The following is a 23,933-nucleotide window of genomic DNA, read 5'->3' on the forward strand; positions in this document are numbered from 1 at the left end:
TTATGCAACCTTCTTGTTCTTGGCGTTCAGCGCGCCGACGTCGAGGGTGACGGGCTGCTGGGCGACATGCGGATGTTCCGTGCCTGCATAGACGCGGAGGTTCTTCATCTGGCGACGGCCGAGCGGCCCGCGCGGGATCATGCGTTCGACGGCCTTCTCGACGACACGCTCGGGGAAACGGCCCTCGAGCAGCTGGCGCGCGGTGCGCTCCTTGATGCCGCCGGGGTGACCGGTGTGCCAGTAATAGACCTTGTCGGTGAACTTCTTGCCGGTGAACACCACCTTGTCGGCATTGATGACGATGACGTTATCGCCGTCGTCGACATGCGGGGTGAAGGTGGGCTTGTGCTTGCCGCGAAGATGATTGGCGATGACAGTGGCGAGACGGCCGACGACGAGACCCTCGGCGTCGATCAGCACCCACTTCTTCACCACATCCGCAGGCTTCTGCGAAAAGGTTGCCATGGATTTCTGCTTTCAATTTTGACCTTCCGAAGAAGGCGTTTCTTGTTGCTTGGATTGGCGACAAGGCACTTGCCCGCCGCCAATAACAAAACGGCGGCCTTTGCGGGCCGCTGCTTCGTGACGGCTTATAGGCGAGGGGAGTGGGCACGTCAAGGCGCAGGAAACGCACGTCTGCTCGCAAAGTGTAATAAAAACAAAGGTTTGACCAAAAGGTATTATTTTACCACATCGGCGGCGCGCTTCGGCGGGATCGAATAGGTGCCGGTCGCATGCGCTACCGTGTGTTCCCTCGGTCCGCCGACGATGTCGATATCGAACACCATCAGGCTCTTGCCCAGCTTTAGGATGCGGCAATGGCCGTCGATCGGGCCGGCCTCGGCCTTGCGGACGAAATTGATGTTGAGGTTGACGGTAACCGAAAGCGCATCCGGCCCGGCATGGCTGAGCACGCAGACATAGCCGCCAATGTCGGCCAGCGTGAACAGCGACGGACCCGATACCGTGCCGCCGGGACGCAAATGCCGTTCGTTGGCGTTGAGCCGCACAGTGCAGCCGCCAGGGAAAACGTCGAGCGCCTCATACGACGTGAACTCGTCGTTGAGCTGCGGGTAGACGCTGGCCATCAGCGCATTGACTTCAGCCGCCGTCAGCACCGGCTTGAGATTATCCTGGGCGGGCATGTCGGTCTCTCGTTCTATGCCGGGCCTGTATGAACGCAATGATGCGCTTCTGGCAACACCTTGGCGCAAGCGATGGGTGTTGATGAAACTCGATCCGATATTAGATAGTCTGGCGGCGCCCGGCGGAATCGCGGAGACCCTTGTCATGGCCGAAATCCTTTCGATCAAACCTGTTGCCATAGACGGGCCGGTCATCGCCGGGCTGGACAAGGGCGTGCTGCGCCTGACGCTCGCCAATCCGCCCGCCAATGCCTTGTCGCTTTCCGTCATGGCGGCATTGAGCGCCGAGCTCGACCGTGCCAAGGCCAACAAATCGGTCCGCGTCATCGTCTTGGCGGCCGCCGGGAAAGTCTTCTGCGCCGGTCACGATCTCAAGGAAATGACCGCGCGCCGCGCCGACGCCGACAAGGGCAAGGGGTTTTTCGAGCAGACATTTTCGGCTTGCGCGGCGTTGATGCAGCAGATCGTGCGCCATCCGCTCCCGATCATCGCCGAAGTCGATGGCCTAGCCACCGCTGCGGGGCTGCAACTGGTTTGCAGTTGCGACCTCGCCATTGCCTCGCATGAAGCGACCTTCTGCACGCCGGGCGTCAATATCGGCCTGTTTTGTTCGACGCCGATGGTGGCGCTGTCACGCAACGTGTCTCACAAGCACGCCATGGAAATGCTGCTCACCGGCGAGACCATCGATGCCGCAACCGCCAAGGAATTCGGCCTGGTCAACCGCGTCGTGCCGCGCGAATACCTGAATCAGATCGTCACCAAATACGCGCAAACCATTGCCTCCAAATCATCTCTGGTGGTCAAGACCGGCAAGGAAGCCTTTTACGCGCAGGCCGAGATGGGGTTGGCGGACGCGTATGCCTATACCGGCCGCGTCATGGTCGAGAACATGCTGGCCCGCGACGCCGAGGAAGGCATCGGCGCCTTCATCGGCAAGCGCAAACCGGAATGGACGGACGAATAGGTTTTCGATCCATGGAACCGCGCATCTCCATCATCACCATCGCCACCGACGATCTCGAGCGCGCCGTGCGCTTTTACGAAGGCATGGGCTTGAAGCGCCACGCCGGCATCACCGATGGCGTCGCCTTCTTCCAGATGGGCGGCGCCATTCTCGGCCTGTTCCCGAGGCCAAGCGCCGAGGAGGATTCAGGCATTGCCTTCGCCGCAGCACCGTCGGCGGTCTACCTCGCCTACAACGCCCGCTCCGATGCCGAAGTCGACGACGTGCTGGCGGCCGCCGAGAAGGCCGGCGGCAGGATCGTCAAGCCGGCAGGCCGCGCCTTCTGGGGCGGCTGGTATGGATATTTCGCCGATGCCGACGGCCATGTCTGGGAAGTCGCACACAATCCGGCCTTCCCGATCGCGGATGACGGCACCATCTCGCTGCCGGACTGAGCGTCCGCATGGGCTATCGCAAGCAACTGACCCGGCTTAAGGCGCCTTATCTCAAACGCATCCTGATTGACCCCGAGCGCGTGGAAGATTGGGAAAAATATCCATGGAACCTGCCGCTGTTTCGCGGCCGTGAATTCGAGATCGAATTCACCACGCCGATCACCATCATTGTCGGTGAAAACGGCACCGGCAAATCGACACTGCTGGAAGCCATCGGCGCGCTGGCCGGTTACGACGAGGCCGGCGGCGGCAAGGGCTATCGTCCGGTCGATCATTCCATCGCCATCGACAAGAGCGGTGCGGCACTGGCGAATACATTCCGCGGCCACTGGCTGCCAAAAGTCACCGCCGGCTGGTTCTTTCGTGCCGAATCTTTTTACTCGGTCGCGCGCTATCTCGACCAGGCGGCACTCGAAGACCCGTTCGGACCGCCGCCGCCGGACTTTCTATCGTGGTCGCATGGCGAAGGGTTCATTCGCTTTTTCGAGGAGCGCTGCCGCCGGCAAGGCATCTACATCCTCGACGAGCCCGAAAGCGCGCTGTCGCCGTCGCGGCAGATCGAATTGTTGAAGATGCTGCGGCGCATGGACCGGTCAGGCACGGCGCAAGTGATCATGGCGACGCATTCGCCGCTGCTGATGGCTTGTCCCGGCGCGCGGCTCTTCCGCATCAGCCGTTTCGGCCTCGACCCCACAGATTTCACCGATACCGATCATTTTCGCATGATGCGCGACTTCTGCACGGACCCGCAGTCCTTTATGGAGGAAGCACTGAGGGAGACCGACGAGTGAATCACGATAGCTACGACAATGCCTATATCGGCGGCATCCTCAATTCTGTGAAGACCATCGCCATGGTCGGCGCGTCGGCCAACGATGTCAGGCCGAGCTTTTTCGTGCTGAAATATCTGCTGGCCAAGGGCTTTTCGGTGTTTCCGATCAATCCTGGGCAGGCCGGCAAGGAAATCCTCGGCCGCATGACCTATGCCAGCCTTGCCGATCTGCCGGAGCCGGTTGACATGGTCGACATCTTTCGCGCCTCCGCAGCGGTGCCCGGCATTGTCGATGAGGTGCTGAAGCTCGACCCCTTGCCGAAAGTCGTCTGGATGCAGCTTGGCGTGCGCGATGACGAGGCGGCGACGCGTGCCGAGGCGGCCGGTATCAAGGTGGTGATGAACCGCTGCCCGAAGATCGAATATGGCAAGCTGTCGGGCGAGATTGGCTGGACCGGCGTCAACTCCGGTGTGCTGTCGTCGAAGAAGCCGCTGATGCGGTCGGGATTCCAGAGTTTCGGTGTGCGCCAGAAGTAAGGCAGTGAATGGTGAATGGTGAATGGTGAATAGAAGGATTTTCCTGGAAGCCGGGTAAAGCCGCATATGAGCGGCTTGCAATCAAGGTGGGACTGGCCGACTTTGCGACCACCATTTATCGCTCACCATTCATCATTTCACCATTCACACGTTTACCGCTCAGGGAGGTTTTCGATGACCCGCACGCCCGGTTTCAACACGCTCGCCGTCCATGCCGGCGCCAAGCCCGACCCGGCAACGGGCGCACGCGCCACGCCGATCTACCAGACGACCTCCTTTGTGTTCGACGATGCCGACCATGCCGCCTCGCTGTTCGGGCTGAAGGCCTTCGGCAACATCTACACCCGCATCATGAACCCGACCCAGGCGGTGCTGGAAGAGCGGATCGCGGCGCTCGAAGGCGGCACGGCTGCACTTGCCGTTGCTTCCGGCCATGCCGCACAGGTGATCGTGTTCCACAATCTCATGCGGCCTGGCGATAATTTCGTCGCCGCCACAAGGCTTTACGGTGGTTCGATCAATCAGTTCGGCCATGCCTTCAAGAATTTCGGCTGGGAGGTGCGTTGGGCCGACACCAACGACATCTCCACTTTCGAAAGCCAGATCGACGATAAGACCAAGGCGATCTTCATCGAGAGCCTGGCCAATCCCGGCGGCACCTTCGTCGACATCGAGAAGATCGGCGACATCGCCCGCAAGCACGGCTTGCCGCTCATCGTCGACAACACACTGGCCTCGCCCTATCTGGTGCGGCCGATCGAGCATGGCGCCGACATCGTCGTCCATTCGCTGACCAAGTTCATCGGCGGCCACGGCAATTCGATCGGCGGCGCCATCGTCGATGGCGGCACGTTCGACTGGTCGAAATCCGGCAAATATCCGATGCTGTCGGAGCCGCGCCCCGAATATGGCGGGCTTGTCCTGCACGAAACCTTCGGCAATTTCGCCTTCGCCATCGCCGCGCGCGTGCTCGGCCTGCGCGACATCGGCCCGGCAATTTCGCCGTTCAATGCCTTCCTGATCCTGACCGGGCTGGAGACCTTGCCGCTCAGGATGCAGCGCCATTGCGATAATGCGGTCACCGTCGCCGGCTGGCTGTCCAACCACCCCAAGGTCGCCTGGGTCAACTATCCCGGCCTGCCCAGCGACAAGAACAACGCGCTGCAGAAGAAATACTCGCCGCAAGGCGCCGGTGCTGTCTTCACCTTCGGCCTGAAGGGCGGCTACGAGGCCGGCATCAAGTTCGTCGAGGCGCTCGAACTGTTCTCGCACCTCGCCAATGTCGGCGACACCAAGTCGCTGGTCATCCATCCGGCATCGACCACGCATCGCCAGCTTTCCGACGAGCAGAAGGTCAAGGCGGGTGCGGGACCGGACACGGTCCGGCTGTCGGTTGGCATCGAGGATGTCAACGACATCGTCGCCGATCTGGAACAGGCTTTGGCCAAGGTTTGATTTTTTTAGTGAGTAGTGAGTAGTGAGTAGTAGTCGGTATTCACTAGTTAGCAGTGATTAGTGATCAGCCACCCGCTCGAGGGAGCGCTTTCCGCTCACTACTCACTACTCACTACTCACTGCACTACTCACTAGTCACTAATCTGTTGGAGGCAAACCCTGTCCGCGCATTACCTGGCCATATTGACCGACAGCGTCGACGCCGAACATGGCGCCCCGGCGCCGGATCGTCTGATTGCGGGCGATCCGAAGTTCCGCACCTGGAATGTCGAGGAGCGCGATGGCCGCCTTTATGCCGGCATCTGGGAAGCGACGCCGGGCAAATGGCGCATCGAATATGACGAATGGGAGTTCTGCCACATCCTGTCCGGCGTCTCGGTGGTTGCCGAGGACGGTGGCGAGGCCCGCACGGTGCGCGCCGGCGACAGCTTCGTGCTCAGGCCAGGCTTCAGGGGCAGCTGGGAAGTGCTTGAAACGACCCGCAAGGAGTATGTGATCAAGCTCTGACGCTCGGTCGCGCTTGGACTTCACAAAAGCCGATCGATGTCAGTGTCGGAAAAGCCGTATCCGCTCATCATCTCCCTGTGCCAGGGACTTCCAAGCAAATCACTGAGACATAAATCGATGCGCTGGAGCAGGGTGGCAGTGCCTTTGGCGAGAGCGAAAGCGCCGGGCGCTGGCTGTTTTTCGACTGCCGGGACGTCGACGACGTCGAGAGGCGCGTCGGGTCGCCGGCTCAGATAGCCGCGATGCGCGAGCGCTACACTCGCATAGGCATGCACCACGCCGGCCGCGACGGCGTTAGCTGCTTCGGCCTGAGTGGCAAATATCCTTAGCCGTTCGGGCTGAATAGCGTTTTGCAGGGCCGTCCGGTGCTGGATCTGGCCGGATATGACGCCGATCAGCGCCGTCCGATCATTGGCGACGGACCGATAGCCATCGAAGGCGCGGGGATTGTCTTTCGCGACCAGCAATCCATCCGCCAGCATCCAGATCGGCCTTGTGAAGTCGACCAGCTTCCGGCGGCCGTCGGAAATGAACAGGCCGGTGGTTATGTCCCACCGATGTTCGGCAAGCCCAGGCAGCAGCTCGGCAAACTCGGTCTCGATGGGCAAAAGTTCCAGCCCGAGCGTCAGGCAGACCCTCGTGGCCAGTTGGGCATCGCTGCCGCCCAGACGTGCCGATCCGTCGATAAAGCAGAAGGGTGGTTCCTGTAGAAAGGCGAATCTCATTTTCTCGGGCATGCGTCGGCTCCGCCGTCCTCACAAGCTCACAATGAGCTTTTCCAGCCCATGGAAATGATAGGTGTCGCGGAAGCGCGGCTCCTCCGCAAGATGGAGTTGCGGCTGCCGCTCGAACAGGGTTTTCAGCGACACCTGCAACTCCAGCCGCGCCAGCGGCGCACCGATGCAGAAATGGATACCGGCGCCGAACGAGACATTCTTCTGGTCTGGTCGACCGGGCCGGAAGGCGCCAGGTTCGGCAAAGGCAAGCGGATCATGATTGGCCATGCCGAGCAGCAGGCCGATCGTCTCGCCCGGCTGTACGACAACCCCGGATGTCACCTCGACCTCCTCGTAGGCGTAGCGGGTGAACATGTGCAGCGGCGCGTCGAAGCGCAGGCACTCCTCGACCGTCGCAGCGGTTGCTTCCGGCGAGGTGAAGAAACGGCCGGGGTCGCCGCCTTGCGCCAGCAGCGTGCGCACGGCGTTGCCGGTTTGATGGACGGTCGCCTCGTGGCCGGCATTGAGCAACAGGATGGCGGACGAGACCAACTCGTCTTCCGACAGCTTCTGGCCATCCTCCTGCGCCGCGATCAGCAGCGACAGCAGGTCGTCGCCAGGCTTCTTGCGCCGCTCGGTGACATAGCCGCGCAAAAAGTCGGAAAAATCGCGCGCGGCGCGATTGGCCGCTTCCTCGGTCTCGCGCGTCCGGCCATGCATGTACATGGCCACCATCCGGTGCGACCAGTCGAGCAGTTGCGGCCCCATTTCGACCGGCACACCGAGCATTTCGGCAATGATGGTGATCGGCAAAGGTGCGGCGAAGCTGGGCAATAGATCGACCTGGCGCGGCTCGAAACGGTCGATCAGCTCATTGGCCAGCGCCTCCACGCGCGGCCGCAGCCGCTCGACCTGGCGCGAGACGAAGGCGCGGTTGACCAGGGTTCTGAGCCTGGTGTGCACCGGCGGCTCCAGCTCCAGCATCGAATTGCTCTCGATGCCGTCGAAAGCGGCCAAATGCGAGCGATCCTCGCCGATGCCGCGGCTGTCGGGAATGCCGGCCGGGTTCTGGCGGCCGAAGCGGCGGTCGCGCAACAGCCGGTTGACGTCGTCGAAGCCGCCAAAGCACCAGAAGCCGAATTCCTCCCAGAAGAAGGCATTCGATGCGCCATGCAGGACGGCATAGGCGTCGTAGGGGTTCTGGAAAAACGCCGGTTCGTGCGGATCGAGCCGCAGGCGGCGCGTGGCTGGATCAAAGGCGAGGTAGGGCGGCATGGATGTGGTCATGCCAGACCATTACCGCGGCTTGCCGGCTTGGTGCCAGACCGGATGTTGGCACCCGACGGCCCTATGGATTGAGCCAACCGAGGCGGACCTCGGCGAAGTACCGAAGTCTAATCCTCGCAATGCCTGGCAATATGCACGCGGCGCCAGCTGGTCGAGCCTTCCTGCACCACCACCCGGCGCGCCATCCTCTGGTATGACGGCGCTATCTGGGTGACGTGCCGCCGCTCGGGCCGCACCAGCACTTCATGGGCGACGCTCTCATATTCGGCCGGCAGCACAACCCGGCGGGTGCGCTCCGGTTCAACCACCACCGTTTCGGCCACACGCGCGTAGCGGGCCTTGCGCCACACCTTGCACAGCACCTTGCGGCCGTGGATGACGCGCCATTCCCAGGCATAGCCGCCATCGTCGACCTGGACCGTGCGGTAAACGGTGCGGGTTCTCGCCGGTACGATGTCATAGGTGACTCGGGGCGGCGCGATCTGCTCGACGCGCTCCATGGTGCCATAGATCGGCGGATCATAGTCGACCAGCTGCCCGCCGGGACTGACCATGACGTCTTCATAGACGGTGTCATAGAGCGCCGGCCTGTGCACCGGCTCATAGCATTCGGCGGCCCGGCCGCCGGCAACCGCATCGGACACGATGCCGAGACCGGCAAGGCCGGAAATGGCGAGGCAAACAGTTTTCCTGATCATGGCACTCCCCCTGTTTGAACGCGAGAAGGTGAGGTTCAACGTTGAACTGTAGGGGAAGGTTCTCCGGGGGAAAGCGGTTTCGCCGCATTTCGTTAAGCGACGCGGTTAAGGAATTGCTACACCGCAAAAACGCCGCTGGCCGCGTTCGGACTTTCCCTTGCGCGGAAACCTTGATTCGACTTAACCAGATGGCTAGGAGAGGCGGCCTTGCGCTAGGGTGAGCCGGCATCCTATTTACATTCTAACCATCAAGAACCGATTCTGCCCGATTTCCCGGCGCCGGAATCCCCATCTCCAAAAAGGGTAGTCCATGAAGAACCCCGTCGAAACCTACATGAACCTCGTTCCGATGGTGGTCGAGCAGACCAATCGCGGCGAGCGGGCCTACGACATTTTCTCGCGCCTGCTGAAAGAGCGCATCATTTTCATCACCGGCCCGGTCGAAGACGGTATGGCGACGCTGGTTTGTGCACAGCTTTTGTTCCTCGAGGCCGAGAACCCGAAGAAAGAGATCAATCTCTACATCAACTCGCCGGGCGGCGTGGTGACCTCGGGCATGGCGATCTACGACACCATGCAGTTCATCAAGCCGGCAGTGTCGACGCTGTGCATCGGCCAGGCGGCGTCGATGGGCTCGCTGCTTCTGACCGCCGGCCACAAGGACATGCGTTTTGCCACGCCGAACGCCCGTATCATGGTTCACCAGCCTTCCGGCGGTTTCCAGGGCCAGGCCTCCGACATCGAGCGGCACGCGCAGGACATCATCAAGCTGAAGCGCCGCCTCAACGAGGTCTACGTCAAACACACCGGCAAGAGCTACGAAGACATTGAAAAGACGCTTGACCGCGACCATTTCATGACCGCCGACGAAGCCAAGGATTTCGGCCTCATCGACAAGGTCATTTCGTCGCGCGAGCCGGTCGAAGGCGCTGCGGCATAAGCGCTGCATGGCAGTTGGATGGCGGGATAACGCGCTTTTGCTGGGATTTGCGGCATTTCGGCCACAATTGGCTGTTCCCTCGGTGGATGGGATTGCCTACGTTAAGGCTATGTTGATTTTCGACGGCTTAGCTTTGTGCAGGGTTGGCGCGAATCATTGCGACGTTTTCTGATTTGTGTTTCGTACGGAATGCGTTGCGGGAGCCGGGACACTGGCGGCGGCGAATTCCCGCGATAGATAGAATATGCGCCCTTTCAGCCAGACCATCGGCGGGCGGCCATGAAAGGACAGGAAAATGAGCAAAGTCGGCAACAACAGCGGTGATTCGAAGAACACGCTTTATTGCTCGTTTTGCGGCAAAAGCCAGCATGAGGTGCGCAAGCTGATCGCCGGCCCAACGGTGTTCATCTGCGACGAGTGCGTCGAGTTGTGCATGGACATCATCCGCGAGGAGAACAAGACCTCGATGGTGAAGTCGCGCGAGGGCGTGCCGACCCCGCAGGAGATCCTGAAGGTTCTCGACGACTATGTCATCGGCCAGCCCTACGCCAAGCGCGTGCTGTCGGTGGCTGTCCACAACCACTACAAGCGCCTCGCGCATGCCGGCAAGAACAACGACGTCGAATTGGCGAAGTCCAACATCCTGCTGATCGGCCCGACCGGCTGCGGCAAGACGCTGCTTGCCCAGACGCTGGCCCGCATCATCGACGTGCCCTTCACCATGGCCGACGCGACGACGCTGACCGAAGCCGGTTACGTCGGCGAGGACGTCGAAAACATCATCCTGAAGTTGCTGCAGTCGGCCGACTACAATGTCGAGCGCGCCCAGCGCGGCATCGTCTACATCGATGAAATCGACAAGATCTCGCGCAAGTCCGACAACCCATCGATCACCCGCGACGTGTCGGGCGAGGGCGTGCAGCAGGCGCTTCTGAAGATCATGGAAGGCACCGTTGCCTCCGTGCCGCCGCAGGGCGGCCGCAAGCATCCGCAGCAGGAGTTCCTGCAGGTCGACACCGCCAACATCCTGTTCATCTGCGGCGGCGCCTTCGCCGGGCTGGACAAGATCATCTCGGATCGCGGCAGGAAGACTTCCATCGGCTTCGGCGCCATCGTCGCTTCGCCCGAGGATCGCCGCACCGGTGACGTGTTCCGCCTGGTCGAGCCCGAGGATCTCTTGAAGTTCGGCCTCATCCCCGAGTTTGTCGGCCGTCTGCCGGTCCTGGCGACGCTGGAAGACCTCGACGAGCCAGCGCTGATCCAGATCCTGACCGAGCCGAAAAACGCGCTGGTCAAGCAGTATCAGCGGCTGTTCGAGATGGAGAGTGTCGACCTGACCTTCCATGAGAATGCGCTGTCGGCGATCGCCAAGCGCGCCATCGAGCGGAAGACCGGCGCCCGTGGCCTCCGCTCGATCATGGAAGCGATCCTGCTCGACACCATGTTCGAACTGCCCGCCCTGGAAGGCGTGCGCGAAGTGGTGATTTCGGAAGAAGTGGTGACCGGCAGCGCCCGGCCGCTCTACATCTATTCCGAGCAGAAGGAAAAGAAGGGCAACGTCAGCGCCTGATCTGGCATCTGGCCTAACCTTTTTATGGAACGGCGCCCGCGGGGCGCCGTTTTGCTGTGGTGAGGTACCGATCCTTGTAACGGAGTGGATGAACGGACCGTGTTGACCCTTGATCTTTGCCCACCGTGCATCCAACTAACACTGGAAGGCCGAGGTGCCGAATTCTGTGCTGTAAAACTCCCGTCACAAACGGTGGTAGGCGGAACGATCCCCGGTCGTTAATATGAGATTCGCGGTTGGCTCGATTAGCGGCCGCGACATGAAAGGTTGGACAATGGCCGAAATATCCAAGGCTCCCAGCGACGGCGTCTTCGCAGTCCTCCCACTGCGCGACATCGTGGTGTTCCCGCACATGATCGTTCCGCTCTTTGTCGGGCGTGAAAAGTCGATCAAGGCGCTGGAAGAGGTTATGGGTCAGGAAAAGCAGATCCTGCTTGCCACCCAGATGAATGCCGCCGATGACGATCCCGAGCCCGATGCGATCTTCGACATCGGCACGCTCGCCAATGTGCTGCAATTGCTGAAGCTGCCCGACGGCACCGTCAAGGTGCTGGTCGAAGGCGCTTCGCGTGCCAAGATCGTCTCGTTCACCGACCGTCCGGACTTCCACGAAGCTACCGCCACGGCGCTGGTCGAGCCGGAGGAGGAAGAGGTCGAGGTCGAGGCGCTCGCCCGTTCGGTCGTCACCGACTTCGAAAACTACGTCAAGCTGAACAAGAAGATCTCGCCTGAAGTGGTGGGCGCCGCCAGCCAGATCGACGACTATTCCAAGCTCGCCGATACGGTTGCTTCGCACCTCGCCATCAAGATCCCCGAGAAGCAGGAGATGCTTGCCACGCTGTCCGTCAAGGAACGGCTGGAAAAGGCGATGGGCTTCATGGAGGCCGAAATCTCCGTCCTGCAGGTGGAGAAGCGCATCCGCTCGCGCGTCAAGCGCCAGATGGAGAAGACGCAGCGCGAATACTACCTCAACGAGCAGATGAAGGCGATCCAGAAGGAGCTCGGCGAAGGCGAGGACGGCCGCGACGAGGCCGCCGAGATCGAGGCGCGCATCAAGAAGACCAAGCTCTCCAAGGAGGCCCGCGAAAAGGCGGAAGCCGAGTTGAAGAAGCTGCGGACGATGTCGCCGATGTCGGCGGAATCGACCGTGGTGCGCAACTACCTCGACTGGATCCTGTCGATCCCGTGGGGCAAGAACTCCAAGGTCAAGCAGGACCTGGCGTTTGCGCAGAACGTGCTCGACACCGATCATTTCGGCCTCGACAAGGTCAAGGACCGCATCGTCGAGTATCTCGCCGTGCAAAGCCGCCAGAAGAAGCTGAAGGGGCCGATCCTGTGCCTCGTCGGCCCTCCCGGCGTCGGCAAGACCTCGCTCGGCAAATCGATCGCCAAGGCGACCGGCCGCGAATTCATCCGCATGGCGCTTGGCGGCGTGCGTGACGAGGCCGAGATCCGTGGCCACCGCCGCACCTATATCGGTTCGATGCCCGGCAAGGTCATCCAGTCGATGAAGAAGGCCAAGAAGTCCAACCCGCTCTTCCTGCTCGACGAGATCGACAAGATGGGCCAGGACTTCCGCGGCGATCCGTCATCGGCCTTGCTCGAGGTGCTCGATCCCGAGCAGAACTCGACGTTCATGGACCATTACCTCGAGGTCGAATACGACCTGTCGAGCGTGATGTTCGTGACGACGGCGAACACGCTGAACATCCCTGCGCCCCTGATGGACCGCATGGAGATCATCCGCATCGCCGGCTACACCGAGGACGAGAAGATCGAGATCGCCAAGCGTCACCTGATGCCCAAGGTGATCCGCGACCATGCCCTGCAGCCGAAGGAATTCTCCGTCGGCGAAGACGCGATCCGCGGCATCATCCAGACCTACACCCGTGAAGCGGGCGTCAGAAGCCTGGAGCGCGAGCTGATGAAGCTCGGGCGCAAGGCGGTGACCGAGATCCTGAAGACGAAGAAGAAGACGGTGAGCATCACGGCGGCGAACCTCGCCGATTACCTCGGTGTTCCGCGCTTCCGCTTCGGCCAGGTCGAGGCTGACGATCAGGTCGGTGTCGTCACCGGTCTTGCCTGGACGGAAGTCGGCGGCGAGCTGCTGACGGTCGAAGGCGTCATGATGCCCGGCAAGGGCCGCATGACGGTGACCGGCAATCTGCGCGACGTGATGAAGGAATCGATCTCGGCGGCGGCCTCTTATGTCCGCTCGCGGGCCATCGATTTCGGCATCGAGCCGCCGCTGTTCGACAAGCGTGACATCCACGTCCACTTGCCCGAAGGCGCCACGCCGAAGGACGGTCCGTCTGCAGGTGCTGCCATGGCGACAGCCATCGTGTCTGTCATGACGGGGATTCCGGTCCGGGCCGATGTGGCGATGACTGGCGAGATAACGCTTCGCGGCCGCATCTTGCCGATCGGCGGCCTCAAGGAGAAGCTGCTCGCCGCATTGCGCGGCGGCATCAAGAAGGTGCTGATCCCGGAAGACAATGCCAAGGATCTGGCGGAGATTCCGGACAATGTGAAGAACGGTATGGAGATCATTCCGGTCTCACGTGTCGGCGAGGTTCTGAGGCACGCGCTGGTGCGCATGCCGGAGCCGATCGAGTGGGTCGAGCCGGTCAATCCGCCGGCTTCCACCGATACCGTTGACGATGCTGGAAAGTCGCTTGCACATTAGAAACTACTAAAGTTGCAGTGCACAAAGAGAGAGCCGGGCCTTGAGCCCGGCTTTTTCATGTGAAAAACCCACCTTTTCCGGGCTTTTTTCAACTTATTTCCGGCTTTTTGACTTGGGTTTGCGAGCGCTTCTTTCTAAAGTCCCTCTCCTGCCGGATGAGTCGAAAGTTCCGGTTTTCTCATGGAAGGGAATTTTTATGAACAAGAACGAACTGGTTTCGGCTGTCGCTGAATCCGCGAGCATTTCGAAGGGTGACGCACAGTCGGCGGTTGAGGCGGTGTTCTCCGTCATCACTGGCGAACTGAAGAAGGGCGGCGATGTACGGCTCGTCGGCTTCGGAAATTTCACCGTCTCCAAGCGTGCGGCATCGACTGGCCGCAACCCGCAGACTGGCGCGGAAGTGAAGATTCCGGCGCGTACCGTGCCGAAGTTCTCGGCCGGCAAAGGCCTCAAGGACGCGGTCAACTAAAAATTTTTTCAGAGAATGTTGGAAAGCCGGGTTCGCCCGGCTTTTCTTTTGCCTCGATCGCGGCAAGCCGTCAGCCCGCTGAGGCGCGCCTTCAGCCCACCGGCGCATCCGCGCGCATCAGGCCTTCCTGCTTGAGGTCCGCCCACAGCGCCGCGGGCAGCTTGGCATCGAGCAGGGCGCGGTTGCTTTCGACTTCGCTCGGCCGCTGGCCGCCGGGGATGACCGACACCACGGAAGGGTGCAGCAGCGGAAACTGCAGCGCCGCCTCGATCAGCCTGACGCCATGGCGCTCGCAGACGGCCTCGATGCGCCCGACGCGATCCATGATGTCCCTTGGCGCCTCGGAGTAATTGTAATAGGCGCCTGGCTTCGGCCCGGTCGCCAGGATGCCGGAATTGTAAGGACCGCCGAGAACGATGCCGATGCCGCGTTGCTCACAGAGCGGCAGGAAGGTGGCAAGCGCTTCCTGTTCCAGCAGCGTGTAGCGCCCGGCCAGCAGGAACAGGTCGAAGTCGCCACGCTCCGCCAGCGTCTGGCAAACCTCCCATTCGTTGATGCCGCCGCCGAAGGCCTTGATCACGCCCTGGTCGCGCAGCGCAACCAGTCCGTTGTAGCCCGAGGCCATGAATTCCTCGATGCGCTGGTCTGACGCCTCCTTGCTGCCATGGGTGAAGATGTCGAGGTCATGGACGAAAAGGATGTCGATGCGGTCGACGCCAAGCCGTTCCAGCGACGCCTCGAACGAGCGCATGACGCCGTCATAGCTGTAGTCGTAGACCTCCTTGCGCGTCGGTGTGTCGAAGAACTTGCCGATGCCGGTTCGCTCCTCCGGCGGGCAGGCGCGCAGCAGCCGGCCGACCTTGCTCGACAGCACGTAGTCGTCCCGGCTTTTGCCGCGCAGGAAAGCATTGAGCCGCGTTTCGGCGAGACCCAGGCCATAGAGCGGCGCGGTGTCGTAGTAACGGCAGCCGGTCGCCCACGCCGCCTCCAGCGTTGCGTTGGCATCCGCGTCAGGGACGGCGCGGTAAAGGTTGCCGAGCGGCGCGCTGCCGAAGCCAAGCTCGGTGAAGTCGAGGCCGCCATTGCCGATGCGGTCGAAATGCCGTGTCTTCATGTCGTGCTGATTTCCTGGATTGATTTGTCTGACATGACACTATCACGCCGCTGGCTCAGCAAAAGCCGCCATGGCCGTTGGACAGGCATTTTCGCGGTGATAGCATGAACAAAAACAAGCCTTTCTCCGAAAGCGCGCAACCGAAATCACCGGCCACAAACCCAGCCGGACAGATGGGACTCTCATGACGAATGCCGGCTCGGATATGTTTTCGACCGCCCTGCAAGAGCTGGGCGCCGTACTGGCGCGCGTCGACGAAGCCGGCATCGACACCGCCTGCGAAACCCTGGCCCGCGCGCAAAAGATCGTCGTCTATGGCTGCGGCCGCGAGGCCTTGCAGCTCAAGGGTTTCGCCATGCGCCTCTATCACCTCGGGCTTGAGGTGTCGGTGGTCGGCGACATGAACACGCCACCGCTTGGCGCAGCCGATGTCTTCCTGGTCAGTTCCGGCCCGGGCGAGACGACGACGGTGCTCACCTTGATGCAAGTCGCCCGCAAGGCCGGCGCCACCGTGCTTTTGCTCACCGCCGAGGCAGGCAGCAGTGCGGTCGCGCTTGCCGACTTCACCTTGCTTATCCCGGCGCAGACCATGGCGCGCGACCAGGGGCCGCAAAAGACATCGCTGCTGCCGATGGGCTCGGTCTTCGAAGGGGCGCTGTTCCTGCTGTTCGAGGTCATGGTGCTGAAGCTCAAGGCGCTGACCGGCCAGTCGTCCGAGGCCATGCGCGCCCGCCACACCAACATGGAATAGATCATGCGCTACGAACTGATGCTGCCGCACCAGATCCGCAAGGCGATCGCCGAGAACTGGCCGGTCGCTCTCCCGCTCGGCGTGCTCGAATATCACGGCGAGCACATGGCTGTCGGCATGGACACGCTGGCCGTCATCAAGACGCTGGAGCTCTACGAGAAGGAGGCCGACATCGTCATCCTGCCGGCTTTCTACTACGGTGCGGCGAGCTATGTGGTGGCAGCACCCGAAGGCAACGGCTCGGTGCAGGTCGGCGGCAACCAGCTGGCGCCGTTCGCCGAAGAATTGTTCTACAGCCTGCTGCGCATCGGCTTTCGTAACATCAACGCCATCATCCACCACCAGACCGAGAACTTTGCCGCCGGCATGCCGACCGATCTCGCCTTCAAGGCCGCCGGCCGCCAGGCGATCTTCCGCTTCCTCGAGAAGCAGCGCGGCGAGGGCTGGTGGGGCTCAGACGGGATGGCCGATTATTATGCCGGGCACGCCGCCGGCGAGAATTTCTTCAACTGGGTGCAGGTGCACCCGCTAATGTCGGCTGCCATGAACGGGAAGTATCCGTTCGATCATGCCGGCATCGGCGAGACGTCGCTGATGCTGGCGCTGTGTCCGGAAGCGGTCGATCCCGGGCGTTTTGCGGACAATACAAGCTGGTACACGGCGAGTGCCAAGGACGCCTCGGCGGAGCTTGGGCAGAAGGGCGTCGCGATGATCATGGATCATCTCACGGAAATCCTGAGGCGCTAGCTACGAGACTGTCGGGCGGCTTTCGTATTTTCGTTATCTTAGGGTGTGCGCCGCGTCGCTTCGCTCCTTGCTTCGCCCTAGGATGACGAAGCGATGGGGGGCTGCCTCTCGCCTACTTCACCGCCCCAGCCGTCATGCCCATGATCAGATACCGCTCAAGCGCAATCCCGATGACCGCCAGCGGTGCGATCGCGGCGGTGGCAAGAGCCGCCATCGACCACCAGTTGATGCCTTGCGAGCCGGTCTGGCTCGCCACCATGACCGGGATGGTCTTGGCGTCGGTCGAGGTCAGCAGCGCGGCGAAAAAATACTCGTTCCAGCACAGCACCATCGCCAGGATGAAAGCGGCGACCATGCCCGGCAGCGCAATCGGCATGACGATGCGGAAAAAAGCGCCCCAGATCGACAGGCCGTCGACCAGCGCTGCCTCCTCGAGCTCGACCGGGATCGAGTTGAACTGGTCGCGCATGATCCAGATGACGATCGGCAGCACCATCAGCGTGTAGAGCAGGATCAGGCCGATGCGTGTGTCGAGCAGGCCGACCTCGCGGTAGAGCACCAGGAAGGGCAGGGCCAGCACCACCGGCGGTAGGATCAGCTGCGACAGGAAGAAGAAGGAGATGTCCTCGTTCTTGAACCAGGCGAACTGATAGCGGTAGCGGGTCAGCCCATAGGCGGCGAGGCTGCCAATGACGATGGCGAGGCTCGACGCACCGACCGAGGTGATGACCGAATTCATGAAGCGCTTGAAAAACTCCTCCCGCACCGTCGAGGTCTGGAAGATCGAATCCGGCGACAGGCCGAGCGAGCGCCAGCCCTTCCAGTCCGGCTGGAAGTCGACGAACGGGATGAGGTGTCCTTGCGTGACGTCGACCGCGGTCTTGAACGAGGTGGTGATGGTCCAGTAGATCGGGAACAGGCAGATGAAGGCCCAGAACGCCAGCGCGCCATAGATGAAGATGCGATTGGCCAGAAAACCCAGCGGTGAGCGGATTTCCGAGGCAGCATAGTCGGTGGTCTGGACGCTCATTGTGCCTCGTCAGTTCACGTTGCGCACGAAGCGATTGGCGAATTTCAACAGCCAGGTCACGAACACGACGATGATGACGAGATAGGCCATCGCCAGCATGGTGCCGTAGCCGACATTCGAACGGTCGCGGTATTCGCGGTAGATGAAGCTCGACACTGAATCCGTGGCGCCGCCGGGGCCGCCGGAGGTGACGGTAATGATGATGTCGGCAAGCTTCAGCTTGAAGATGATGCGCAGGATCACCGCCGTGACCGACACCGGCAGCATCAGCGGGAAGGTGACCTGCCAGAAAGTCTGCCAGGGCGTGGCGCCATCGACGCGCGCCGCTTCCAGCACGTCGCGCGACATCGCCTGCAGGCCGGCAAGCAGCATGATCATCATGAACGGGATGAAGGTCCAGGCGTCGAGCACCATGATCGAGATGCGGGCGGTGATCGGGTTGGAGAAGAAGGCGGGGTTTTCCCAGCCGAAATGGCGCGCCAGCGTCGCCGCCGGCCCGAAACGGTACTCCATCAGCGATTTGCCGATCATCCACGACACCGCGACCGGCGACAGCATCAGCGGCATCAGGAAGACGACTCGGAAGAATTTGCGCGCCCGGATCTGCGCGTTGAGCAGCAGCGCCAGGCCGAAGGCAATCACATACTCAACCAGCACGGCGAGCACATAAAGCACCATGTTGAACAGCGCGTTGCGGTAGTAGGGATCGGCCAGCATCTGCCAGAAATTGTCGAGCCCGTTGAACTTGCGGCCGGAAAAGGACGACAGGTTCCAGTCGGTCAGCGCGATATAGAAGCCGAACAGCGTCGGGAAGATCACCATGGCGATGGTGAACAGCAGCGCCGGCAGCAGGAACAGCGCGCGCTGGCCGTCCTCGCCGCGCGTCAGCACCTGGCCGATGCCAAGCGTCACGCCCCACAGAACATAGGCGTAGACGATCGGACGCCAGGTCTCGAAGCCGAGCGTGGTGATCTCGTTCTTGTAGAGGATCTCAAACGCGATCACCGCCAGCAGGCCAAGCGTGGCGGCCGCCATCAGGGCAAAACCCGCCCGCTTGCGGGCCGGCGAGATCAGATCGGCTGGGCCGGCGTTGGCCGGCCATACATTGGTGGTCTGGTCAGCCACGCGTCCCCGTCCGTTTAAAAAATCAAGCCTGCGACCGGCCCGAGCCGGTCAGGTCCGGCGGCTTGCACCGCCGGACCTGTTGTCACGATAGGATCAGCCTACACGCCGAGCGAGGCCTTGTAGAGCTTGATCTGGTTTTCGCGGCCGATCTGGTCGGTCAGCTTCTCCCAGGCCGCGGCAATGGCGTCGGCGCCTTCCTGCGCCTTCATCTTGCCGGCGAATGTGTTGGCCAGAATGTCCTCGGCAGCCGAATAGTACTGGAAGATGCCGGGGATGCGCGGTTCGATCGCCGCGTTCGGATGGTTGTAGCTGTCGGCTTCCGACTTCAGATACGAGGTGATGAACGCCTCGTCGTAGCCTGCCGCCACCCATTCGGGAATGTCGAAATGCGAGTTGCGGTAGGGCTGGAAGCCGGACGGATACATCGCCGTCCAGATTGACAGGTCCTTGCCGCCGAGATGAGCGGCGGCCGACCATGCCGCTTTTTTCTTCTTTTCGTCCGTATCGACGCGGGCCATGACATAGACGCCCCAGCCGAGATAGGCACAGTTTGGCGCATAGTTCGGGCCGCTGGCGAGTTTGTCCCAGGCGCCGGTCTTGGCATTGTAGACGTCGTCGGATCCCGGCAGGATCGAGAAGCCGGTGACGTCGCCGATGACCGAGCTATCGTTGGTCTTGACGTTGGAGCCGACGTCGCCCCACCAGGTGACCATTGAACCGGTGCCGGCCAGGAACTGCTGGAAGGCTGTCGTGTTCGGGTCGGCGTTGATCTGGTCGGCGGGCTCCGACGGCAGCGCGTCGATGACGTCCTGGATGGCGCGCACCCAGGCCGGATTGTTGATGCGCGGCTTCATCGTGTCGGCATCGAACAGCCAGGCCTTGTCGTCGGGATGCTTGGCATAGGCGGTGGCGCGGCTGCCGAGGAAGTAGAAGCCGAAACCGCCCCAGGCCTTGGGCGCATCGAGATAGCCGAAGACGTCCTGGTCCTTGAACTTCTTGCCCTTGAGGAATTTTGTGACGGCCTGGACTTCCTGCCAGGTCTTCGGCACACCCCATTCGGTGGTCGCACCGCCGTCCTTCCACGCCTTGGCGAGGTCGGCATCGGCAAAAACGTCGGTGCGGTAGTTGAAGTTGTGCGCATCGCCATCGACGGTGATCCGGTACTGCTTGCCGTCCCAGGTGCCGACTGGCGGCTGCAGGTAGGCCACGACATCCTTCATGTCGATCTGCTCTTTGACCCAGTCGGGCATCTCGGAGGTCAGGCCCTTGCCGCAGACATCGCCTTCGAAGGGCGCGCCCATCTCGATGATGTCGAAGTCGACGGTGCCGGTGGCGATCGACTGCTGCAGGCGGGCATTGTAGTCGGCCTGCGCCAGGTCGATCCAGCTGATCTTGGCGCCGGTATAGGCCTCCCACGGCTTCAGGAAGCCGCGGAACAGCACATTGTGCAGGTTCTGGTTGTTGAGGCCCATGAAGGTGAGCTCGACGCCGGCGAATTCGCCTTCCTTGACGTTGGCCTTGGTGGCTTCCAGGCAGAGTTCGCCGACCTTCTGGAAATCGGCATCCGTCGGCTGACCCTTGCCGACGCCGGGGATCTGCAGAATTTTGGAGCGTAGCTCGCTGGCGGCTTCAGCCGGGCGGGTGAAAGCGCCGAGCCCAGCGCCCGATGCGGCGGCGATCGCGGCCATTGAGGCCGCGCCCTTGAGTATGTCACGCCGGGTGGCACCCGCGCGGACGAGTTTTTCGTAAAGACCGACTCTCATCTATTCCTCCCAGAACAACAGTCGTGAATTGAAATGCCAATCCCTCCGACGCCGAAACGTCGGCGGTTCTCCTTTATCATACGGGGACGTGGGACCCCACCCTGCGTCGCCTGGAGCTCCGATTTTCGGATAAAAATCCGACTGCCGGATTGGCAACAGCTAATATTTGCGTAATCGATTACCTTGTCAACACGAATGGCTTTTTATCGATAACATACCGACTTGCCCTTGCCGTTGGCAATGGCTAGCTTCACCGCGAGAAAAGGGGGGACGATGGCTCAAGTCGCGATCAGCAATGTGGCCAAGGCGTTCGGAACCGTCAAGGTCCTGCACGAGGTCAGCGTCGACATCGCCGATGGCCAGTTCGTGGTGCTGGTCGGCCCGTCGGGCTGCGGCAAGTCCACGCTGCTCAGGATGGTGGCCGGGCTGGAGACCGTCTCCGGCGGCACGATCGCCATTGGCGAGCGCATCGTCAACAATCTGCCGCCGGCCAAGCGCGACATCGCCATGGTGTTCCAGAACTACGCGCTCTATCCGCACAAGACGGTGGAGCAGAACATGGCGTTTGCGCTGAAGCTGCGCAAGACCGATCCGGCCGTGGTCGCCGAGCGGGTCAAGCGCGCCGCCGACATTCTCGACCTCAATCCGTACCTGAAACGCTATCCGCGCCAGCTCTCCGGCGGCCAGCGCCAGCGCGTCGCCATGGGCCGCGCCATCGTGCGCAACCCGCAGGTCTTCCTGTTCGATGAGCCGCTCTCCAATCTCGACGCCAAGCTGCGCGTGCAGATGCGCACCGAGATCAAGGAACTGCACCAGCGGCTGAAGACCACCACCATCTACGTCACCCACGATCAGATCGAGGCCATGACCATGGCCGACAAGATCGTCGTCATGCGCGACGGCCGCATCGAGCAAGTCGGCGCGCCATTGGAATTGTTCGACCGGCCGGCCAATCTGTTTGTCGCCGGCTTCATCGGCTCGCCGTCGATGAACCTGCTCAAGGGCGTGGTGCGCAAGGGCGACAAGGTCGAGGTAGCGGGCACGCTGTTCCCGATCGCGGCCGGCAGCGCCGCCAAGGAGGGCCAGGCCGTGGTCTATGGCGTGCGGCCCGAGCATCTCGAAATCCATGCCGACGGCGTGCCAGCAAAGATCTCGGTGGTCGAGCCGACCGGTTCCGAAACGCTGGTCTTCGTGCGTTTCGGCGAGGGCGAGATGGTGGCGCTGTTTCGCGAGCGCCACGACTTCAAGCCCGGCGACACGCTCAATCTCAAGCCGCGCCTCGACCAGGTCCATCTCTTCGACGCCGAGACCGGCAACCGGCTCTGATTTCCAATCGACTTTGACCAAACCTGTTTGACGAGGACTGCCATGCTCAAAGGGATCAACCCATTGCTCAATGCCGATGTGCTCCAGGCGCTCAGGGCAATGGGACACGGCGACGATCTGGTCATCGCCGACACCAATTTCCCCGCCGATTCGGTGGCAAAGCAGACCGTGCTCGGCAAGCTGCTGCACATCGACGCCTCGGCGGCCGATGTGGTCAAGGCGGTGCTGTCGCTCTATCCGCTGGACACTTTCGTCGACGATGCGGCCGCGCGCATGGAGATCGTCGGCAAGCCGGAGGAGATCCCGCCGGTGCAAAAAGAGGTGCAGAAGGAGATCGACAAGGCGGAAGGCAAGGCCTGGCCGATGATCTCGGTCGAGCGCTATGCCTTCTACGAGCGCGCCAAGAAAGCCTATTGCGTCATCCAGACCGGCGAGCGCCGCTTCTATGGCTGCTTCGCCTTTCGCAAGGGCGTCGTGCCGCCCGACGCCGAGTAGGGCCATGGCGTCGGGCAAACCTGTCGTCATTCTGGGCGTTTTCGTCGCCGACACCGCCTACCGCGCCGATCGACAGCCGCGCATGGGTGAAACCATTCTTGGTAATTCCTTCAAGCTGGGACCGGGCGGCAAGGGCTCGAACCAGGCGGTGGCGGCAGGCAAGCTCGGCGCGGACGTCACCTTCCTGACCCGGCTTGGCGTCGATGCTTTCGCCGACATGGCCAAGGCGACCTGGGCAGAGGCGAGCGTCAAATCCGCCGTCATCGAGACGCCGCAAAGCTATACCGGCGCGGCCTATATCTTCATCGAGGAGACAACCGGCAACAACGCCATCATCGTCAGCCCGGGTGCGGCGATGCTGATCTCGCCTGAAGACATCGAGGCCAACGCCGGCCTGATCGGCGGCGCCGGCGTCTTCGTCACCCAGCTCGAACAGCCGATCGACGCGGCACTGCGCGCACTCGAAATCGCGCGCGGTGCAGGGGTGACCACCATCCTCAATCCGGCGCCGGCGGCCAAGCTGCCGGACCGCATCTATACGCTTTGCGACTATGTCACCCCCAACGAGACCGAGGCCGAAGAGCTGACCGGCATCAAGGTTTCTTCGATCGACGAGGCTCGCCGCGCCGCCGACAGCCTGCTCAAAAAGGGCGTCGGCTCGGTCATCATCACGCTCGGCGAAAAAGGCGCGCTGCTGCACACGGCGAACCGTTCCGACCATGTTCCCGTGGTCAGTGCTGGCCCGGTGGTTGAAACCACTGGTGCGGGTGATGCCTTCAATGGTGGCCTGGCCGCAGCACTCGCCAAAGGCGTGGAGCCGCTGCAAGCCGTCCGCTTCGCCTGCGCCGTCGCCGGCATTTCGGTGACAAGGCCGGGTACGGCGCCATCCATGCCGACGCTGCAGGAGGTCGAGGCGCTGCTGGCCAAGGGGTGACGTCGTTGCGGGAGAGACCGAATTCAGATCCGACCGGATCTGAATTTCCACATGCAAGACCATGATTCTAGACGATTATGTCACATTTCTCCTGAGGAGAAATGGCGCGAGTGACGGGGCGCGAACCCGCGACCTCCGGCGTGACAGGCCGGCGAAAACCCCTGATTAATCAACGAATGGTTTCAATTCCTCACGCTCTCGAATTTTCGGGAAAAAGCGCGAAATTGAAACTTGCCTATCAGAACTCCTCGTCAACTCCGCGAGGTATTCACTTTGATCGACGCCTCCGCTGCTGCCAGCCTAGCGGCTGGACCGGGACAGACTGCTCCCGGCGACTTCTGGATCGGCTGGAGACGGCAGATCGATGCGCTCGCTACCGCCGGTTCCGGGTCATCGTTCCCGACCAGAGGGGCTACAACACCAGTGACAAGCCGAAAGCCATCCGTGAATACACGCTCCCCAAGC

The 23,933-nt window shown here is 61.9% G+C and carries 24 protein-coding genes; 15 read left to right on the plus strand and 9 right to left on the minus strand.

Features of this window, described 5'->3' with window-relative positions; genetic code table 11:
- On the minus strand, positions 1 to 465 hold the full coding sequence (gene rplM, locus X750_RS135965; protein ID WP_023669409.1) for a 50S ribosomal protein L13: 465 nt from the start codon (positions 463 to 465) through the stop codon (positions 1 to 3).
- A 215-nt stretch (positions 466 to 680) separates the two neighbouring features.
- A complete protein-coding gene (locus X750_RS135960; RefSeq protein ID WP_023689474.1) occupies positions 681 to 1,145 on the minus strand; it encodes a PaaI family thioesterase in 465 nt (154 codons plus the stop codon).
- A gap of 145 nt (positions 1,146 to 1,290) precedes the next feature.
- On the opposite strand from X750_RS135960, the gene X750_RS135955 reads away from it, so the two are divergent.
- From X750_RS135955 to X750_RS135930, 6 genes are all read left to right on the plus strand, one after another.
- The gene (locus tag X750_RS135955; RefSeq protein ID WP_023689473.1) at positions 1,291 to 2,112 is read left to right on the plus strand and encodes an enoyl-CoA hydratase; all 822 of its coding nucleotides are present in this window, start codon (positions 1,291 to 1,293) and stop codon (positions 2,110 to 2,112) included.
- 11 nt (positions 2,113 to 2,123) lie between these two features.
- Positions 2,124 to 2,546 carry a VOC family protein gene (locus X750_RS135950; RefSeq protein WP_023705041.1) on the plus strand — a complete coding sequence of 141 codons (423 nt, stop codon included), beginning with the start codon at positions 2,124 to 2,126 and terminating at the stop codon, positions 2,544 to 2,546.
- Positions 2,547 to 2,554: 8 nt separating this feature from the next.
- Positions 2,555 to 3,337, plus strand: a complete 783-nt coding sequence (locus X750_RS135945) for an AAA family ATPase (RefSeq protein ID WP_023689471.1) — start codon at positions 2,555 to 2,557, stop codon at positions 3,335 to 3,337.
- Entirely contained in the window at positions 3,334 to 3,855 is a 522-nt protein-coding gene (locus X750_RS135940; RefSeq protein WP_023705040.1) for a CoA-binding protein, read from the plus strand. The genes X750_RS135945 and X750_RS135940 overlap by 4 nt, the downstream gene beginning before the upstream one ends.
- A 174-nt stretch (positions 3,856 to 4,029) precedes the next feature.
- A complete protein-coding gene (locus X750_RS135935; RefSeq protein ID WP_023708656.1) occupies positions 4,030 to 5,310 on the plus strand; it encodes an O-acetylhomoserine aminocarboxypropyltransferase in 1,281 nt (426 codons plus the stop codon).
- A 183-nt stretch (positions 5,311 to 5,493) separates the two neighbouring features.
- Positions 5,494 to 5,817 carry a cupin domain-containing protein gene (locus tag X750_RS135930; protein WP_245260450.1) on the plus strand — a complete coding sequence of 108 codons (324 nt, stop codon included), beginning with the start codon at positions 5,494 to 5,496 and terminating at the stop codon, positions 5,815 to 5,817.
- Positions 5,818 to 5,837: 20 nt separating this feature from the next.
- On the opposite strand, the gene X750_RS135925 is transcribed toward X750_RS135930, so the two are convergent.
- The 3 genes from X750_RS135925 to X750_RS135915 all read right to left on the minus strand — a co-directional run bounded on the left by X750_RS135925 (position 5,838) and on the right by X750_RS135915 (position 8,518).
- Positions 5,838 to 6,554: a transporter substrate-binding domain-containing protein gene (locus X750_RS135925; RefSeq protein WP_023705037.1), complete on the minus strand. Its 717-nt coding sequence runs from the start codon at positions 6,552 to 6,554 to the stop codon at positions 5,838 to 5,840.
- A gap of 18 nt (positions 6,555 to 6,572) precedes the next feature.
- Positions 6,573 to 7,820: a cytochrome P450 gene (locus X750_RS135920; RefSeq protein WP_023708655.1), complete on the minus strand. Its 1,248-nt coding sequence runs from the start codon at positions 7,818 to 7,820 to the stop codon at positions 6,573 to 6,575.
- Between the two features lie 107 nt (positions 7,821 to 7,927).
- The gene (locus X750_RS135915; protein WP_023705035.1) at positions 7,928 to 8,518 is read right to left on the minus strand and encodes a hypothetical protein; all 591 of its coding nucleotides are present in this window, start codon (positions 8,516 to 8,518) and stop codon (positions 7,928 to 7,930) included.
- 310 nt (positions 8,519 to 8,828) lie between these two features.
- Here X750_RS135915 and clpP point away from each other — a divergent pair, with 310 nt between their 5' ends.
- The 4 genes from clpP (at position 8,829) to X750_RS135895 (ending at position 14,183) form a co-directional block, all read left to right on the plus strand.
- On the plus strand, positions 8,829 to 9,458 hold the full coding sequence (gene clpP, locus X750_RS135910; RefSeq protein WP_023682306.1) for an ATP-dependent Clp endopeptidase proteolytic subunit ClpP: 630 nt from the start codon (positions 8,829 to 8,831) through the stop codon (positions 9,456 to 9,458).
- Between the two features lie 295 nt (positions 9,459 to 9,753).
- Positions 9,754 to 11,028 (plus strand): ATP-dependent Clp protease ATP-binding subunit ClpX, encoded by a 1,275-nt coding sequence (clpX, locus tag X750_RS135905; RefSeq protein ID WP_023682305.1) that lies wholly within the window; start codon positions 9,754 to 9,756, stop codon positions 11,026 to 11,028.
- A 274-nt stretch (positions 11,029 to 11,302) separates the two neighbouring features.
- The gene (gene lon / locus X750_RS135900; protein WP_023748837.1) at positions 11,303 to 13,714 is read left to right on the plus strand and encodes an endopeptidase La; all 2,412 of its coding nucleotides are present in this window, start codon (positions 11,303 to 11,305) and stop codon (positions 13,712 to 13,714) included.
- A gap of 196 nt (positions 13,715 to 13,910) precedes the next feature.
- Positions 13,911 to 14,183 carry an HU family DNA-binding protein gene (locus X750_RS135895; protein ID WP_023669423.1) on the plus strand — a complete coding sequence of 91 codons (273 nt, stop codon included), beginning with the start codon at positions 13,911 to 13,913 and terminating at the stop codon, positions 14,181 to 14,183.
- A gap of 91 nt (positions 14,184 to 14,274) precedes the next feature.
- Here the strand turns inward: X750_RS135895 and X750_RS135890 are convergent, their stop codons facing one another.
- Positions 14,275 to 15,297 (minus strand): aldo/keto reductase, encoded by a 1,023-nt coding sequence (locus X750_RS135890; protein WP_023705034.1) that lies wholly within the window; start codon positions 15,295 to 15,297, stop codon positions 14,275 to 14,277.
- A 184-nt stretch (positions 15,298 to 15,481) separates the two neighbouring features.
- On the opposite strand from X750_RS135890, the gene X750_RS135885 reads away from it, so the two are divergent.
- The gene (locus X750_RS135885; RefSeq protein ID WP_023669425.1) at positions 15,482 to 16,048 is read left to right on the plus strand and encodes an SIS domain-containing protein; all 567 of its coding nucleotides are present in this window, start codon (positions 15,482 to 15,484) and stop codon (positions 16,046 to 16,048) included.
- Positions 16,049 to 16,051: 3 nt separating this feature from the next.
- Positions 16,052 to 16,795 carry a creatininase family protein gene (locus X750_RS135880; RefSeq protein WP_023748838.1) on the plus strand — a complete coding sequence of 248 codons (744 nt, stop codon included), beginning with the start codon at positions 16,052 to 16,054 and terminating at the stop codon, positions 16,793 to 16,795.
- A gap of 112 nt (positions 16,796 to 16,907) precedes the next feature.
- On the opposite strand, the gene X750_RS135875 is transcribed toward X750_RS135880, so the two are convergent.
- From X750_RS135875 to X750_RS135865, 3 genes are all read right to left on the minus strand, one after another.
- The gene (locus tag X750_RS135875; RefSeq protein ID WP_023669427.1) at positions 16,908 to 17,825 is read right to left on the minus strand and encodes a carbohydrate ABC transporter permease; all 918 of its coding nucleotides are present in this window, start codon (positions 17,823 to 17,825) and stop codon (positions 16,908 to 16,910) included.
- A 9-nt stretch (positions 17,826 to 17,834) separates the two neighbouring features.
- Positions 17,835 to 18,950, minus strand: a complete 1,116-nt coding sequence (locus tag X750_RS135870; RefSeq protein WP_023705032.1) for a sugar ABC transporter permease — start codon at positions 18,948 to 18,950, stop codon at positions 17,835 to 17,837.
- Positions 18,951 to 19,048: 98 nt separating this feature from the next.
- Positions 19,049 to 20,713, minus strand: coding sequence for a sugar ABC transporter substrate-binding protein (locus tag X750_RS135865; protein WP_023705031.1), 1,665 nt, complete (start codon positions 20,711 to 20,713; stop codon positions 19,049 to 19,051).
- Positions 20,714 to 20,986: 273 nt separating this feature from the next.
- On the opposite strand from X750_RS135865, the gene ugpC reads away from it, so the two are divergent.
- Genes ugpC through rbsK form a run of 3 tightly spaced genes read left to right on the plus strand, consistent with a single transcriptional unit; the run spans position 20,987 to position 23,468 of the window.
- On the plus strand, positions 20,987 to 22,039 hold the full coding sequence (gene ugpC / locus X750_RS135860) for a sn-glycerol-3-phosphate ABC transporter ATP-binding protein UgpC (RefSeq protein WP_023705030.1): 1,053 nt from the start codon (positions 20,987 to 20,989) through the stop codon (positions 22,037 to 22,039).
- Between the two features lie 42 nt (positions 22,040 to 22,081).
- A complete protein-coding gene (locus tag X750_RS135855; protein ID WP_023705029.1) occupies positions 22,082 to 22,534 on the plus strand; it encodes an RbsD/FucU family protein in 453 nt (150 codons plus the stop codon).
- A gap of 4 nt (positions 22,535 to 22,538) precedes the next feature.
- A complete protein-coding gene (gene rbsK, locus X750_RS135850) occupies positions 22,539 to 23,468 on the plus strand; it encodes a ribokinase (RefSeq protein WP_023705028.1) in 930 nt (309 codons plus the stop codon).
- Positions 23,469 to 23,933: the final 465 nt, after the last annotated feature.

Origin of the sequence: Mesorhizobium sp. LNJC391B00 (genome assembly GCF_000502535.1) — a bacterium.
Lineage (GTDB): Bacteria > Pseudomonadota > Alphaproteobacteria > Rhizobiales > Rhizobiaceae > Mesorhizobium.

What these genes read in the sequence shown, in the direction of transcription:
- rplM (WP_023669409.1), bottom strand. Translation starts at nt 465, where the DNA reads ATGGCAACCTTTTCGCAGAAGCCTGCGGATGTGGTGAAGAAGTGGGTG.
- X750_RS135960 (WP_023689474.1), bottom strand. Translation starts at nt 1,145, where the DNA reads ATGCCCGCCCAGGATAATCTCAAGCCGGTGCTGACGGCGGCTGAAGTC.
- X750_RS135955 (WP_023689473.1), top strand. Translation starts at nt 1,291, where the DNA reads ATGGCCGAAATCCTTTCGATCAAACCTGTTGCCATAGACGGGCCGGTC.
- X750_RS135950 (WP_023705041.1), top strand. Translation starts at nt 2,124, where the DNA reads ATGGAACCGCGCATCTCCATCATCACCATCGCCACCGACGATCTCGAG.
- X750_RS135945 (WP_023689471.1), top strand. Translation starts at nt 2,555, where the DNA reads ATGGGCTATCGCAAGCAACTGACCCGGCTTAAGGCGCCTTATCTCAAA.
- X750_RS135935 (WP_023708656.1), top strand. Translation starts at nt 4,030, where the DNA reads ATGACCCGCACGCCCGGTTTCAACACGCTCGCCGTCCATGCCGGCGCC.
- X750_RS135925 (WP_023705037.1), bottom strand. Translation starts at nt 6,554, where the DNA reads ATGCCCGAGAAAATGAGATTCGCCTTTCTACAGGAACCACCCTTCTGC.
- X750_RS135920 (WP_023708655.1), bottom strand. Translation starts at nt 7,820, where the DNA reads ATGACCACATCCATGCCGCCCTACCTCGCCTTTGATCCAGCCACGCGC.
- X750_RS135915 (WP_023705035.1), bottom strand. Translation starts at nt 8,518, where the DNA reads ATGATCAGGAAAACTGTTTGCCTCGCCATTTCCGGCCTTGCCGGTCTC.
- clpP (WP_023682306.1), top strand. Translation starts at nt 8,829, where the DNA reads ATGAAGAACCCCGTCGAAACCTACATGAACCTCGTTCCGATGGTGGTC.
- clpX (WP_023682305.1), top strand. Translation starts at nt 9,754, where the DNA reads ATGAGCAAAGTCGGCAACAACAGCGGTGATTCGAAGAACACGCTTTAT.
- lon (WP_023748837.1), top strand. Translation starts at nt 11,303, where the DNA reads ATGGCCGAAATATCCAAGGCTCCCAGCGACGGCGTCTTCGCAGTCCTC.
- X750_RS135895 (WP_023669423.1), top strand. Translation starts at nt 13,911, where the DNA reads ATGAACAAGAACGAACTGGTTTCGGCTGTCGCTGAATCCGCGAGCATT.
- X750_RS135890 (WP_023705034.1), bottom strand. Translation starts at nt 15,297, where the DNA reads ATGAAGACACGGCATTTCGACCGCATCGGCAATGGCGGCCTCGACTTC.
- X750_RS135885 (WP_023669425.1), top strand. Translation starts at nt 15,482, where the DNA reads ATGACGAATGCCGGCTCGGATATGTTTTCGACCGCCCTGCAAGAGCTG.
- X750_RS135880 (WP_023748838.1), top strand. Translation starts at nt 16,052, where the DNA reads ATGCGCTACGAACTGATGCTGCCGCACCAGATCCGCAAGGCGATCGCC.
- X750_RS135875 (WP_023669427.1), bottom strand. Translation starts at nt 17,825, where the DNA reads ATGAGCGTCCAGACCACCGACTATGCTGCCTCGGAAATCCGCTCACCG.
- X750_RS135865 (WP_023705031.1), bottom strand. Translation starts at nt 20,713, where the DNA reads ATGAGAGTCGGTCTTTACGAAAAACTCGTCCGCGCGGGTGCCACCCGG.
- ugpC (WP_023705030.1), top strand. Translation starts at nt 20,987, where the DNA reads ATGGCTCAAGTCGCGATCAGCAATGTGGCCAAGGCGTTCGGAACCGTC.
- X750_RS135855 (WP_023705029.1), top strand. Translation starts at nt 22,082, where the DNA reads ATGCTCAAAGGGATCAACCCATTGCTCAATGCCGATGTGCTCCAGGCG.
- rbsK (WP_023705028.1), top strand. Translation starts at nt 22,539, where the DNA reads ATGGCGTCGGGCAAACCTGTCGTCATTCTGGGCGTTTTCGTCGCCGAC.